Annotated in this window: 11 protein-coding genes; 6 read left to right on the forward strand and 5 right to left on the reverse strand. The window is 72.9% G+C overall.

Features of this window, described 5'->3' with window-relative positions; translation table 11 throughout:
* Positions 1-39: 39 nt before the first annotated feature.
* The 4 genes from scpB to ABD652_RS12120 all read right to left on the reverse strand — a co-directional run bounded on the left by scpB (position 40) and on the right by ABD652_RS12120 (position 4,761).
* Positions 40-738, reverse strand: a complete 699-nt coding sequence (scpB, locus tag ABD652_RS12105) for an SMC-Scp complex subunit ScpB (protein ID WP_344721705.1) — start codon at positions 736-738, stop codon at positions 40-42.
* Positions 735-1,718, reverse strand: a complete 984-nt coding sequence (locus tag ABD652_RS12110) for a segregation and condensation protein A (protein ID WP_344721707.1) — start codon at positions 1,716-1,718, stop codon at positions 735-737. Before ABD652_RS12110 ends, scpB begins: the two co-directional genes overlap by 4 nt.
* A 25-nt stretch (positions 1,719-1,743) precedes the next feature.
* Positions 1,744-2,631 (reverse strand): ParA family protein, encoded by an 888-nt coding sequence (locus ABD652_RS12115; protein WP_344721709.1) that lies wholly within the window; start codon positions 2,629-2,631, stop codon positions 1,744-1,746.
* Positions 2,632-2,796: 165 nt separating this feature from the next.
* Positions 2,797-4,761, reverse strand: a complete 1,965-nt coding sequence (locus ABD652_RS12120) for an AMP-binding protein (protein ID WP_344721711.1) — start codon at positions 4,759-4,761, stop codon at positions 2,797-2,799.
* A gap of 181 nt (positions 4,762-4,942) precedes the next feature.
* On the opposite strand from ABD652_RS12120, the gene ABD652_RS12125 reads away from it, so the two are divergent.
* The 4 genes from ABD652_RS12125 to ABD652_RS12140 are packed head-to-tail and all read left to right on the forward strand — an operon-like array spanning position 4,943 to position 9,291.
* Positions 4,943-5,707: a GntR family transcriptional regulator gene (locus ABD652_RS12125; protein WP_344721713.1), complete on the forward strand. Its 765-nt coding sequence runs from the start codon at positions 4,943-4,945 to the stop codon at positions 5,705-5,707.
* The gene (locus tag ABD652_RS12130; RefSeq protein ID WP_344721715.1) at positions 5,704-7,221 is read left to right on the forward strand and encodes an MmgE/PrpD family protein; all 1,518 of its coding nucleotides are present in this window, start codon (positions 5,704-5,706) and stop codon (positions 7,219-7,221) included. Before ABD652_RS12125 ends, ABD652_RS12130 begins: the two co-directional genes overlap by 4 nt.
* Position 7,222: 1 nt before the next feature.
* Positions 7,223-8,146, forward strand: coding sequence for a methylisocitrate lyase (gene prpB, locus ABD652_RS12135; protein WP_344721717.1), 924 nt, complete (start codon positions 7,223-7,225; stop codon positions 8,144-8,146).
* Positions 8,143-9,291 carry a bifunctional 2-methylcitrate synthase/citrate synthase gene (locus ABD652_RS12140; protein ID WP_344721720.1) on the forward strand — a complete coding sequence of 383 codons (1,149 nt, stop codon included), beginning with the start codon at positions 8,143-8,145 and terminating at the stop codon, positions 9,289-9,291. Before prpB ends, ABD652_RS12140 begins: the two co-directional genes overlap by 4 nt.
* A 102-nt stretch (positions 9,292-9,393) precedes the next feature.
* Here the strand turns inward: ABD652_RS12140 and hutH are convergent, their stop codons facing one another.
* Complete coding sequence (hutH, locus tag ABD652_RS12145; protein ID WP_344721722.1) at positions 9,394-11,058, reverse strand: histidine ammonia-lyase; 1,665 nt, start codon at positions 11,056-11,058, stop codon at positions 9,394-9,396.
* A 164-nt stretch (positions 11,059-11,222) separates the two neighbouring features.
* On the opposite strand from hutH, the gene ABD652_RS12150 reads away from it, so the two are divergent.
* Both ABD652_RS12150 and hutU read left to right on the forward strand, forming a co-directional pair.
* The gene (locus ABD652_RS12150) at positions 11,223-11,906 is read left to right on the forward strand and encodes an IclR family transcriptional regulator (RefSeq protein ID WP_344721724.1); all 684 of its coding nucleotides are present in this window, start codon (positions 11,223-11,225) and stop codon (positions 11,904-11,906) included.
* Positions 11,907-11,954: 48 nt separating this feature from the next.
* On the forward strand, positions 11,955-13,664 hold the full coding sequence (hutU, locus tag ABD652_RS12155) for a urocanate hydratase (protein WP_344721726.1): 1,710 nt from the start codon (positions 11,955-11,957) through the stop codon (positions 13,662-13,664).
* Positions 13,665-13,694: the final 30 nt, after the last annotated feature.

The following is a 13,694-nucleotide window of genomic DNA, read 5'->3' on the forward strand; positions in this document are numbered from 1 at the left end:
CCGGGCGACGCACGGACCGCGGGCCGCCCGCACCGTGACTCACCCCTCGCCGGGCAGCCCGTCGGCGACGGCGCCGTCGGCCTCTCCGACAGCCTCGATCCCCGGCAGATGCGGCGACAGCTGCGGCAGCTGATCCAGCGAGTCCAGACCGAGCTTCTCCAGCAGCAGCGACGTGGTCACGTACTGCGTCGCGCCGGTCACCGGGTCGGTGCCGACAGTGTCCACCAGCCCGCGGGCGACCAGCGTGCGGATCACGCCGTCGACGCTGACCCCGCGGACGGCGGCGATCTGCGAGCGCGACGCCGGCTGGCGGTAGGCGATGATCGCCATCGTCTCCAGGGCCGCCTGGGACAGCCGGGACGTCTGCCCGCCGAGCACGAAGGCCGAGACCTGGTCGGCGTAGCGCGGACGCGAGTAGTAGCGGTACCCGCCGGCGACCTCGCGCAGCTCGAAGCCGCGCTCCCGGCCGCCGCGGGCGCCGTCGGCCTCGAGGCGCAGCTCGTCGAGCAGCACCACCACCTGATGCTCGGCCAGGGCCAGCGCCTCGGCCAGCTCGGCCGGAGTCACCGGTTCCTCGGCCACCATGAGCACCGCCTCCAGGGCGGCCAGGTGATCCTCGTGCGCGACGAGCCGGTCGCCCTGCGCGTCCTCCAGGGCCGGCTCCCGCGCGGCGCCCGCGGCGCCGTCGACGTCGCCGGCCTGCGGCTGACGCCTGCTCGCCTGCTGCGCGTCGGTCATCGGTGCTCTCCCGTCTGCTCTCCCGTCAGCTCGGCCTGCTGCTCGGCCTCGTCCTCTCCCCATTCGGCCGCCGCACGGCGGGCCGCGGCGGTCTCGCCGTCCTCGATCCCGGCCCAGGTGACCGTCAGCTCCCCCAGCGGCGACTCCTGCTCCAGCTCGACGTCGCGGTCGCGGAAGAGCTCGAGCAGCCCGAGGAAGCGCACGACGACGACCAGTCGGCTGGTCGCGTCGGAGACCAGCTCGGAGAATTCCAGGCTCCCGGAGCCGCGCAGCCGACCGGTCATCGTGCGCATCTCCTCACGGATGTCGACCGCGTGGGCGTGCAGGTGGTCCAGGTGCACGTCGTCGGGCTCGATCGTCGGGCGCGTGAAGGCCTTCTCGGCGATGGCCGCCAGGTCCTCGGGGGAGGTCCGCCAGACCAGCTCGGGCAGCAGTCCGCCCAGCTGCGGGTCCGTGCCGGGCCGGCGCGGGTGCCGGCCGGACTGGGCGTCGAGACGTCGGTCGAGGTGCTCGGCGATCTGCTTGAACGCCCGGTACTGCAGCAGCCGGGCGAAGAGCAGATCGCGGGCCTCCAGCGCGGCGACGTCCTCCTCGGACTCGACGTCGGCGCCGGGCAGCAGCTGGACCGCCTTCATGTCCAGCAGCGTGGCCGCGACCAGGATGAAGTGCGAGGACTCCTCCAGCGCCGCAGGGCTGTAGCCGCCGCCGTCGACGCCGGCCTCGAGCGAGAGCCGCCGGACGTAGGCGACGAACTCGTCGGTGACCTCGGCCAGCGCGACAGTGGTGACGTCCATGCGCCGACGGGCGATGAGCCCGAGGAGCAGGTCGAAGGGGCCGTCGAAGTTCTGCAGCGAGACGGTGAAGCCGCTGGTGCCTTCGACCTCCTCGCCGACGATCCCGCCGACGGCCTCGTCGACGGCTCCTTCAGCGGCGGCGGCCGGAGCGGCGCCGTCGCCGACGGCCTCGGTCTGGTCGATCACGCCGGTCCCCTCCGGATCGCCGCCCTCAGGGCGCGCCGCCGCGGGAGATCAGCTCCCGCACCAGGGTCCGGTAGGCCTTGGCGCCCTCGTGCTTCTGCGCATAGGAGGTGATCGGCTCGGCGGCCACTGTCGCGTCGGGGAACTTCACCGTGCGCTTGATGACGGTCTCGAAGACCTTGTCGTCGAAGGCCTCCACGATGCGCGAGATGACCTCCTTGCTGTGCAGCGTGCGCGGATCGACCATCGTGGCCAGCACGCCGTCGATCACCAGGTCGGGGTTCAGCCGGTCCTGGACCTTCTCGATCGTGTCGACCAGCAGCGCGACGGCGCGCAGCGCGAAGAACTCGGCCACCAGCGGGATGATCACCCCGTGCGCGGCGGTCAGCGCATTCACCGTCAGCAGGCCCAGGGACGGCTGGCAGTCGATGATGATCACGTCGTAGTCGTCGCGGACGGCGCGCAGCGCGCGGTCGAGCACCTGTTCGCGGGCGACCTCGTTGACCAGCTGCACCTCGGCGGCGGAGAGGTCGATGTTGGCCGGCAGCAGGTCGACGCCCTCGACGTGCGTGCTCAGGATGGCCTGCTGCGTGGTGACCTCGCGCTCCATCATCACGTTGTAGACCGAGACCTCGAGCTCATGCGGGTTGGTGCCCAGTCCCGCGGAGAGCGCCGCCTGCGGGTCGAAGTCGACCATCAGCACCCGGCGCCCCTGCTCCGCCAGGGCCGCGCCCAGGTTGATCGCCGAGGTGGTCTTGCCGACGCCGCCCTTCTGGTTGACCATCGCGATGGTCCGCGCGGGACCGTGGCCCTCGAGGGGCGGCGGCTCCGGGAACTCGTGCTTGGGCCGCCCGGTCGGGCCGATGATCGGCTCCCCGTGCACGGTGAAGAGCTCGGTGGGCTGCTGATTGCTCACGGACTCGCTCGCCTTTCCTGCCGCCGTCGCTTGCGCTGTCGACGTGCCCTTCGCCGCGCGGGGCCGGCCGGCCCGGGGGCCGCGGCCACGCTGAGATCGCCCGGCGGGCACAACCCGACCAGACTACCCCGAGCGCTCCCCCGCGGCAGACCGCAGGGGTCATCCTCAGCTTGAAGGCCGCACCTCAGCCTCGCCGACGGCGTCGTCGCCGTCCCCGCCGTGCAGCAGCTCGGCGATCTGGTCGAGCACGCTCGGATCCTCGATCGTCGAGGGCACCGGCGCCTCCCGGCCGTCGGCGAGCTGACGCATCGTCCGGCGCAGCATCTTGCCCGAGCGCGTCTTCGGCAGCGCGGGCACCACGGCGACGTCGCGGAAGGCCGCCACCGGGCCGATCAGCCGGCGGACCAGGGCCACGATCTCCTCGGGGACCCGCTCCGCGGCGTCCTCCCAGCCGGCCTTCAGCACCACATAGGCCGCGGCGCGCTGACCCTTCAGCTCGTCGCCCCGTCCGATGACTGCGCATTCGGCCACCGCCGGGTGCTCGGACACCGCACCCTCGATCGCGCCGGCCGAGAGCCGATGTCCGGCGATGCTGAGCACGTCGTCGGTGCGCCCCATGACGAACAGCCGGCCCTCGTCGTCGAGGAACCCGGAGTCGCCGGTGGTGTAGAAGCCCTCGTGGGCGGCGAGGTAGGAGTCGACGAACCGCTGGTCGTCGCCCCAGAGCGTGGGCAGCGTGCCGGGCGGCAGCGGCAGCCGCAGCGCGATCTCGCCCTCTTCGCCGGCGGCCAGCTCCTCACCGGTCGGACTCAGGATCGCGACGTCGTAGCCGACCATGGGCAGCCCCGCCGAGCCCTCCCGGATCGGCTGGGGCTCGAGGCCGACCGGATTGGCCGCGATCGGCCAGCCGGTCTCGGTCTGCCACCAGTTGTCGATCACCGGCACGCCCAGCGCCTCGCCGATCCACCGTTGCGTCTCCGGGTCCAGCCGCTCGCCGGCGACGAAGAGGTGCTCCAGACTGGAGAGGTCGTGATCGGCGACGCGCGCGGCCTCCGGGTCGGCCTTCCGGATCGCGCGCAGCGCGGTGGGCGCGGTGAACAGCGCCGTGACGCGGTGCTCGTCGACCATCCGCCAGAAGGCGCCGGCGTCGGGGGTCCCCACCGGTTTGCCCTCGTAGAGCACCGTGGTCGCCCCGGCGAGCAGCGGCCCGTAGACGATGTAGGAATGCCCCACGACCCAGCCGACGTCGGAGGCGGTCAGCATCGTCCGGCCGGGCCCGACGTCGTAGATCGCCTCCATCGTCCAGCTCAGCGCGACCGCAGTGCCGCCCTGGTCGCGGACCACGCCCTTGGGCCGGCCGGTGGTGCCCGAGGTGTGGAGGATGTAGAGGGGGTCGGTGGCGGCGACGGTGACCGCCTCGGCCGGCTCGGCGCCGGCCAGCAGCCGCGTCCAGTCGTGCCAGCGGACCCGGCCGGACCCGGCGACGTCGACGAGGCCGTGGGCGAAGCCCTCGCGCTCCAGCGCGACGACGTCGGCGACCGGATGCTCGGCCAGCTCCAGCGCCTCGGCGACGGCGGGCAGGTACTCCACGCGGCGGGAGGGCTCGATGCCGCCGGAGGCGGTGAGCACCACCGACGGCGCGGCGTCGTCGATGCGCGCGGCCAGCTCGCTGGCGGCGAATCCGCCGAAGACCACCGAGTGCACCGCGCCGAGCCGGGCGCAGGCGAGCATCGCGATGGGGGCCTCGGGGATCATCGGCAGATAGAGGACCACGCGGTCGCCGCGGCCCACGCCGAGGGCGGCGAGCATCCCCGCGCAGCGGGCGACCTCGTCGGTGAGCTCGGCGTAGCTGAAGCGACGCACGGTACCGGTGACCGGCGAGTCGTGGATCAGGGCCGTCTGCTCGCCGCGTCCCTCGGCGACATGCCGGTCCAGACAGCTGCGCGTGATGTTCAGCCGCCCGTCCGGGAACCAGCGGGGCAGCGGGGTCGTCGATACGTCGAGCGCCTGCCGCGGGGACTCCTCCCAGGCGACCCGGCCGGCCGTCTCCAGCCAGAAGTGTGCGGGATCGCGCAGCGAGCGGTCGTGGACGGCGCGGTAGTCGCCGCCGGCCGGATGGTGCTGGGACATCGTCGTCCTCCTGGGGTCGGAGCATCGGGGACCGCCGGGCCGCCGGGAATCCGTGAGCGGGGCGGCCGACTATGACGCCATCGTATGACCTGCATCACGCGTCGTCCATACTTTGTATACATATCTCCGAAACTTTCCGCAGCTCTAGCTCCTGGATCGACCTTCTGTATACACTGGCCAGATGCGAGCCAGTGATCGCGCCCACGAGGCGCTGCGCCGAGAGATCGTCGAGGGTCTGCTGCCGCCGGGCACCGTCCTCGGCGAGGTCGAGCAGGCCGCGCGCCTCGGCGTCTCCCGCACCCCGCTGCGCGAGGCGCTGGCCCGGCTGGTCTCCGAAGGGCTGGCCGACCAGACGCGCGGACGCGGCACCGTCGTCAGCGCAGTCTCCCCCGCCGACGTCGAGCAGCTCTTCGAGGTCCGCATCCCGCTGGACGTCCAGGCCGCGCGGCTGGCCGCGCGCCGCGCCGAGCCGACGGTCTTCGCCGAGCTCGCCGCGCGCTTCCGCGCCGCCGAACGGCAGGGGCCCGACCCCGTCGACGCCTCCGCGGCCGACGGAGAGGACGTCGACGGCGCGGCCTCCGACGGCGGGGCCTCCGACGGCGCGGCCTCCGACGCCGAGGAGTACTACGCCCTGGTCGCGGAGATGGACGCCGCCGTCGACGACGCCGTCGGCAATCCCCGGCTGGTGGCGGTGATGCAGCCGCTGCGCACCCACCTGGCCCGCATCCGGCGGCTCTCCCACGACGACCCGCAGCGGCTGCGCCGCTCCGCCGACGAGCACGCGGCCGTCTGCCGCGCCGTCGCCGCCGGCGACGAGGAGCTGGCCGCCGCGACGATGCTGGTGCACCTGCGCGCCAGCCTCGCCCACATCCAGCATGCCCTGAGACGGCAGGCCGACACTCCGCCCGCCGACACCCCCTCCCCCATGGAAGGATCCGCCCGATGATCACCCATCCCGTCACCGTCCGCCCCAGCCGCGAGCACCTCCCGCGGGAGGAGCAGCTCGCCTATAAGCTCGCCCGCGTGGCCGCCGACCCGGTCGCCGTCGACCCGCAGGTCACCGACATGGTCATCAACCGGCTCATCGACAACGCCGCCGTCGCCGCGGCCTCGCTGACCCGCGCGCCGGTGGCCTCGGCCCGGGCCCAGGCGCTGGACCACCCGGTCCCCTCCGGCGGGAGCGGCGCGACGGTCTTCGGCGTCGATCAGCTCGCCGGCCCGGAATGGGCGGCCTGGGCCAACGGCGTCGCCGTCCGCGAGCTGGACTTCCACGACACCTTCCTGGCCGCCGAGTACTCCCACCCCGGCGACAACATCCCGCCGATCCTCGCCGTCGCGCAGCACGCCGGCCGCTCCGGCCCGGAGCTCATCCGCGGCCTCGCCACCGGCTACGAGATCCAGGTCGACCTGGTGAAGGCGATCAGCCTGCACCGGCACAAGATCGACCACGTCGCCCACCTGGGCCCGTCGGCGGCCGCCGGCATCGGCACCCTGCTGGGCCTGGACGACGAGACGATCTTCCAGGCGATCGGCCAGGCGCTGCACACCACCACCGCCACCCGCCAGTCCCGCAAGGGCGAGATCTCCACGTGGAAGGCCCATGCGCCGGCCTTCGCGGCGAAGATGGCCGTCGAGTCCGTCGACCGGGCGATGCGCGGCCAGACGTCGCCGGTGCCGATCTACGAGGGCGAGGACGGGGTGATCGCCTGGATGCTCGACGGCCCCGAGGCCCGCTACGAGGTCCCGCTGCCCGCCCCCGGCGAGGCCAAGCGCGGGATCCTGGACACCTACACCAAGGAGCACTCGGCCGAGTACCAGGCCCAGGCCTGGATCGACCTCGCCCGGAGGCTGCACCATGAGCATCCGGAGGCGACGGATCCCGCCGCCGTCGACAGCGTGCTCATCCGGACCAGCCACCACACCCACTCCGTGATCGGCTCCGGCGCGGAGGACCCGCAGAAGTACTCGCCGACGGCCTCCCGCGAGACGCTGGACCACTCGATCCCCTACATCTTCACCGTCGCGCTGCAGGACGGCGCCTGGCACCACGTCGACTCCTATGCGCCGGAGCGCGCCGGCCGCGCCGACACCGTCGAGCTCTGGCAGAAGGTCACCACGGCCGAGGACCCCGAGTGGACCCGCCGGTACCACTCGACCGACATCGCCGAGAAGGCCTTCGGCGGATCGGTGGAGATCACCCTGACCGACGGGCGGGTGATCCGCGACGAGATCGCCGTCGCCGACGCGCATCCGCTGGGCGCCCGGCCCTTCGCCCGCGAGCAGTACCTGGCCAAGTTCCGCGCACTGTCCGCCGGCGTGATCGACGACGCCGAGGCCGAGCGCTTCCTCGAGGCCGTCCAGCGGCTGGAGTCGCTGGGCTCCGGAGAGCTCGACCAGCTGACCGTCGCCGCCGCCGACGGCGTCATCGACCCGACCGCCGCCCCGAAGGGACTCTTCTGAGATGCTCTACTCCACCACCACGCCGCAGCAGAAGCGCCGGGCGCTGCGCGAGATGCTCGTCCCCGGCGCCGCCCGCCAGTTCCCCGGAACCTTCACCCCGCTGACCGCGCCGCTGATCCAGGAGAAGGGCTTCGACGGGCTCTACATCTCCGGCGCGGTGCTGGCCAACGAGCTGGGCCTGCCCGACATCGGACTGACCACGCTGAGCGAGGTCGCCCAGCGGGCCGGGCAGATCGCCCGGGCGAGCGACCTGCCGGCGATCGTCGACGCCGACACCGGCTTCGGCGAGCCGATGAACGTCGCCCGCACCGTCCAGGAGCTCGAGGACGCCGGGCTGGCCGGCTGCCACATCGAGGATCAGGTCAATCCCAAGCGCTGCGGGCATCTGGACGGCAAGGACACAGTGGACGTCGAGACCGCCGCCCGGCGGATCCGCGCGGCCGCGGCCGGCCGGCGCGACGCGGAGTTCCTGATCATGGCGCGGACCGACGTCCGCGCCGTCGCGGGGATCGACGCCGTCGTGGAGCGGGCGCGCGCGCTGGTCGACGCCGGCGCCGACGCCCTCTTCCCGGAGGCGCTGCAGAGCCTCGACGAATTCTCCGCGGTCTGCGAAGCTGTGGACGTCCCGGTGCTGGCCAACATGACCGAGTTCGGCAAGTCGCAGCTGTTCGCCCGCGAGCAGCTCGCCGACGCCGGCGTGGCGATGGTCATCTACCCGGTGACCGCGCTGCGCACGGCGATGGGCGCCGTCGAGCGCACGCTGGACACGCTGGCCGCCGACGGGACGCAGCAGGCCGCCGTCGATCAGATGATGACCCGGTCCCGGCTCTACGACCTCGTCGACTACCAGGGGTACAGCACCTTCGACGCCGGGATCTTCAGCTTCGAGGTGCCCGGCGCACCCGAGACAGGAGGACAGCGATGAGCGAGCGGACCGACGAGCAGCAGATCCACAAAGGCCTGGACGGCGTCGTCGCCGATCACACGGCGATCTCCAAGGTGAACCCGGAGACCAACTCGCTGCTCTATCGCGGCTACCCGGTCCAGCAGCTGGCCGCCGAGCTGCCGTTCGAAGACGTGGCCCAGCTGCTGTGGACCGGCGAGCTGCCCACCGACGCCGAGCGTGCCGCCTTCCGCGAGCGCGAGCGCGCCCACCGTGCTCTGGACCCGCGGGTGCGGCAGGCGATCGACCTGCTGCCGCTGGACGCGCACCCGATGGACGTCGCCCGCACCGGCATCTCCGTGCTGGGCGCGAACCACCGGCTGGCCGAGGACTCCTCCCCCGAGGCGGAGCTGACCAAGGCGCAGGAGCTCTTCGCGGCGTTCCCGGCGGTGGTGGCCTACGACCAGCGGCGCCGGAGAGGACAGGAGGCCGTCGAGCCGCGGGAGGACCTGGACTACGCGCAGAACTTCCTCTGGATGACCTTCGGCGAGGAGGCCGCCCCGGAGGTCGTCGACGCCTTCCGGGTGTCGATGGTCCTCTACGCCGAGCACTCGTTCAACGCCTCGACCTTCACCGCCCGCGTGGTGACCTCCACCCAGGCCGATCTGCATTCTGCGCTCACCTCCGCCGTCGGGGCGCTGAAGGGACCGCTGCACGGCGGGGCGAACGAGGCGGTGATGGAGACGTTCCAGGAGATCGGCGTCGACCCCGCCGAGACGCGCGAGCAGGCCGCCGTCCGGGCGAAGGCCTGGATGGAGCGCGCCCTGGAGGAGAAGCGCAAGGTCATGGGCTTCGGCCACCGCGTCTACAAGAACGGCGATTCGCGCGTGCCGACGATGAAGCAGGCGCTGGACGCGATGATCGTCCATTACGACCGGCACGAGCTCGAGGGGCTCTACGACGGGCTCGAAGCGGCCATGCAGGAGGCCAAGGGCATCCTGCCCAACCTCGACTATCCGGCCGGCCCGACCTATCACCTGATGGGCTTCGACACCGCGATGTTCACCCCGCTGTTCGTCGCCTCGCGCATCACCGGCTGGACGGCCCACGTGATGGAGCAGCGCGCCGACAATGCGCTGATCCGCCCGCTGAGCGCCTACTCCGGACCGGACGAGCGCAGCCTGTGATCGCGCGCTGACCCGGCGCCGCGCCTCGTGCGCGGCGCACCGACGCCCGGGTGCCGACGTCGTCGACGTCGTCGGCGCCCGGGCGTCGCGGTGTCGGCCGACTCAGGCCAGCGGGGCGTCCAGGCCCTTCTCGGCGGCGGCGAGGAAGGCGCCCGAGCGGACGAGCTCGACGGCCTCGGCGATCTCCGGGGCCAGGAAGCGGTCGGTGTCCGGACCGGCGACCCGCTCGCGCAGCTCGGCGCGCACCGCGCCCAGCGCGGTCGAGGAGCGGCCGGAGCCCACGCCCTCGATCTGCTCGCGCATGTCCACCCCGCGGGCGGCGGTGAGCAGCTCGATCGCCAGCACCTGCTCCAGGCCCTCGACCGCTCGGCGCAGCTTCAGCCCGGCCGACCAGCCCATCGAGACATGGTCCTCCTGCATGGCCGAGGAGGGGATGGAGTCCACCGAGGCCGGGGCGGCGAGCCGCTTCATCTCGGAGACGATGCCGGCCTGGGTGTACTGGGCGATCATATGTCCGGAGTCCACGCCCGGGTCGTCGGCCAGGAACGGGGGCAGGCCGTGGCTGCGGTTCTTGTCCAGCATCCGGTCGGTGCGCCGCTCGGCCATCGAGGCGCAGTCGGCGGCGGCGACGGCCAGAAAGTCCAGCACATAGCCCACCGGCGCGCCGTGGAAGTTGCCGTTGGACTCCACCCGGCCGTCGACCGTGACGACGGGGTTGTCCACCGCCGAGGCCAGCTCATGCTCGGCGACCCCGCGCGCGTGGGCCATCGTCGCGCGCACCGCGCCGTGGACCTGCGGGGCGCAGCGCATCGAGTAGGCGTCCTGCACGCGGGTGTGGCGGTGGCCGTTGTGCTTGGCGTCCTGGATCAGCGCCGAGTCGGCCAGCATCCGGCGCAGGTTGGCCGCCGACTCGCCCTGGCCGGGCTGCGGACGCAGCTGGTGCAGGTCCTCGGCGAAGACGGCGTCGGTGCCGTGCAGCGCCTCGATGCTCAGCGCCGCGGCGATGTCCGCGGTGCGGGCCAGCCGCTCCAGATCCGCCAGCGCCATCAGCAGCATGCCCAGCATCCCGTCGGTGCCGTTGATCAGCGCCAGGCCTTCCTTCTCGACCAGCTCGACGGGCTCGATGCCGGCCTCGGCCAGCGCGTCGGCGGCCTCGCGACGGCAACCGGCGGCGTCGAAGACCTCGCCCTCGCCCATCACGGCCAGCGCGCAGTGGGACAGCGGCGCCAGGTCGCCGGAGCAGCCCAGCGAGCCGTGCTCGCCGACGACCGGGGTGATCCCGGCGTTGAGCAGCGCCGCGTAGCGGCGGGCGACCTCGGGACGCACACCGGTGCGTCCGGTGGCCATCGTGGCCAGCCGGTTGAGCATCAGGCCGCGGACGACTTCGACGGCCATCGGCGCGCCCGAGGAGGCGGCGTGCGAGCGCACCAGCGAGCGCTGCAGCTGCACGCGCCGCTCCACCGGCACCTGCGTGGTGGCCAGCGCGCCGAAGCCGGTGGACACGCCGTAGTGCGGCATCGGGTCCTCGGCGAGGGCGTCGATGACCGCGCGGGAGGACTCCATCGCCTCGACGGCGTCGGCACCGAGCTCGACGGGCGCGCCGTGCCGCGCGACCGCGACGACCTCGGCGGGCCCGAGCGCCCCGGCGCCGACGACGACCTCCCGGGCGCTCTCGCCGCTCCAGGGATCCGGCTGCGCGGACTGCGCCGACTGCGCGGGCTGCGACGACTGGGTCTGGCGGGTCTGGTGGTGGGACTGTGCTGCCATGGTGGTGCTCTTCCTCCCGCCGGCGTACTCGACGCCGGGTCGGCGATCTCTGCGGCTCGAGACGGCGCCTCTTGCCATCTGCTGAAGCATGCGTTTCAATCAGTGAAACGTGATTTTCCTCAAATCGCAAGAGCACAGCACCTGCAGCTCCCGGAAGGACTCCGATGGCCGAATCAGCCACCCGCACCGTCAGTCGAGCTCTCGACCTCCTCGCCGCCGTCTGCGACGCCGGCGGGACGAACCTCGCCGAGGCCGCCCGCACCACGGATCTGTCCTCCTCCACGGCGCTGCGCCTGCTGCGCACGCTGGAGTCGAGCGGCTTCGTCCGCCGCGACCACGCCGGCTCCTTCCGCCCGGGACTGCGCCTGGTGCAGCTGGGCGCCCAGGCGCTCAGCAGCGAGTCGCTGGTGTCGCTGGCCGAGGCCCCGCTGCGGCGCCTGGTCGAGGCCACCGGCGAGTCCTGCTATCTCTCGGTGCCGCATCTGCAGGGCACCGAGCAGGAACAGTGCATCTACCTCGCCATGGAGGAGGGCACCCATTCGATCCGTCACGCCTCCTGGGTGGGTCGGTCCTTCCCGCTCGCCGGATCGGCGGCCGGGGCCGCCCTCTCGGGCGCCGTCGGCGAGGAGGGGTACGCCGTCGTCGGCCAGGCCGTCGAGTCCGACGTCACCGCGGTGGCCGCACCGATCGCGATCCCCGCGACCGCAGACTCCGACCCTCAGATCGTCGCCGCGTTGTCAGTGGTCGCTCCCAGCTACCGCATGACCTCAGACGTCGTCGACCGGACGGGGCGGCTGGTCGCCGCCGAGGCCGAGGACATCCTGCAGGCACACACGATCGCCGCCTGACCCCGGCGGACCCGTCCCACCCACCTGTCACTGGAGGAGCAGAACACCATGAGCACCGGCTTCACCCGCCACGACCCCAGCCGCACGGTCCAGGCCCCGCGCGGCACCGAGATCAGCGCCCGCAGCTGGCAGACCGAGGCTCCGCTGCGCATGCTGATGAACAACCTCGATCCCGAAGTCGCCGAGCGCCCCGAGGACCTCGTCGTCTACGGCGGCACCGGCCGCGCCGCGCGCAGCTGGGAGGCCTACGACGCCATCGTCGAGACGCTGCGCGACCTCGACGAGGACGAGACCCTGCTGGTGCAGTCCGGCAAGCCGGTCGGGGTGCTGCGCACCCACCGCTGGGCGCCGCGCGTGCTCATCGCCAACTCGAACCTGGTCGGCGACTGGGCGAACTGGCCCGAGTTCCGCCGCCTGGAGGACGAGGGGCTGATGATGTACGGCCAGATGACCGCCGGCTCCTGGATCTACATCGCCACCCAGGGCATCCTGCAGGGCACCTTCGAGACCTTCGCCGCCGTCGCCGGCTCGATGCACGAGGCCGGCCGGCTCGACGAGCCCACTCTGGCCGGCACGCTGACGCTGACCGGCGGCTGCGGCGGCATGGGCGGCGCCCAGCCGCTGGCCGTCACGCTCAACGGCGGCGTCTGCCTGATCGTCGACGTCGACGAGACCCGGCTGCGTCGGCGCGCCGAGAAGCGCTACCTGGACGAGGTCGAGACCGACCTGGAGGCCGCCCTGGCCAAGGTCGGCGCCGCCAAGGCCGAGCGCCGGGCCCTCTCGGTGGGCCTGGTCGGCCACGCCTCGGAGGTCTTCGGCGAGCTGCTGCGCCGGCACCGCGCCGGCGAGCTGACCGTCGACGTCGTCACCGACCAGACCTCGGCGCATGACCCGCTGTCCTACCTGCCGGCCGAGCACACTATGGAGGACTGGACGCAGGCCGCCTCCGAGGACGCCGAGACCTTCACCAAGAAGGCCCGCGAGTCCATGGCCGCCCAGGTGCAGGCCATGGTCGAGTTCCAGGACGCCGGGGCCGAGGTCTTCGACTACGGCAACTCGATCCGCGACGAGGCCCGCCACGCCGGCTGTTCCCGCGCCTTCGAGTTCCCCGGCTTCGTCCCGGCCTACATCCGGCCGCTGTTCTGCGAGGGCCTCGGACCGTTCCGCTGGGTCGCGCTCTCCGGCGACCCGGAGGACATCCGCGTCACCGACGAGGCCATCAAGGAGCTCTTCCCGGAGAACGAGCACCTGCACCGCTGGATCGACGCCGCCGCCGAGCACGTCGAGTACGAGGGCCTGCCGGCGCGCATCTGCTGGCTGGGCTACGGCGAGCGCCACCGGGCCGGCCTGCTGTTCAACCGACTCGTCGCCGAGGGCAAGGTCTCCGCGCCGATCGTCATCGGCCGCGACCACCTGGACTCCGGCTCGGTGGCCTCCCCGTACCGCGAGACCGAGGCGATGGCCGACGGCTCCGACGCGATCGCCGACTGGCCGCTGCTCAACGCGCTGACCTCCACCAGCTCCGGGGCGACCTGGGTCTCGCTGCACCACGGCGGCGGCGTGGGCATGGGCCGCTCGATCCACGCCGGCCAGGTCGGCGTCGCCGACGGCACCGAGCTGGCCGCCGAGAAGCTCGAGCGGCTGCTGACCAACGACCCGGCGATGGGCGTCATCCGCCACGTCGACGCCGGCTACGACCGCGCCGTCGAGGTCGCCGACGAGCGCGGCGTGCGGGTGCCGATGCGTCGGCAGGACTGACCTGCCGCCCGTCCGGAGACGACGAAGGAG

Origin of the sequence: Nesterenkonia halobia (genome assembly GCF_039536005.1) — a bacterium.
Classification (GTDB): Bacteria; Actinomycetota; Actinomycetes; order Actinomycetales; family Micrococcaceae; genus Nesterenkonia; species Nesterenkonia halobia.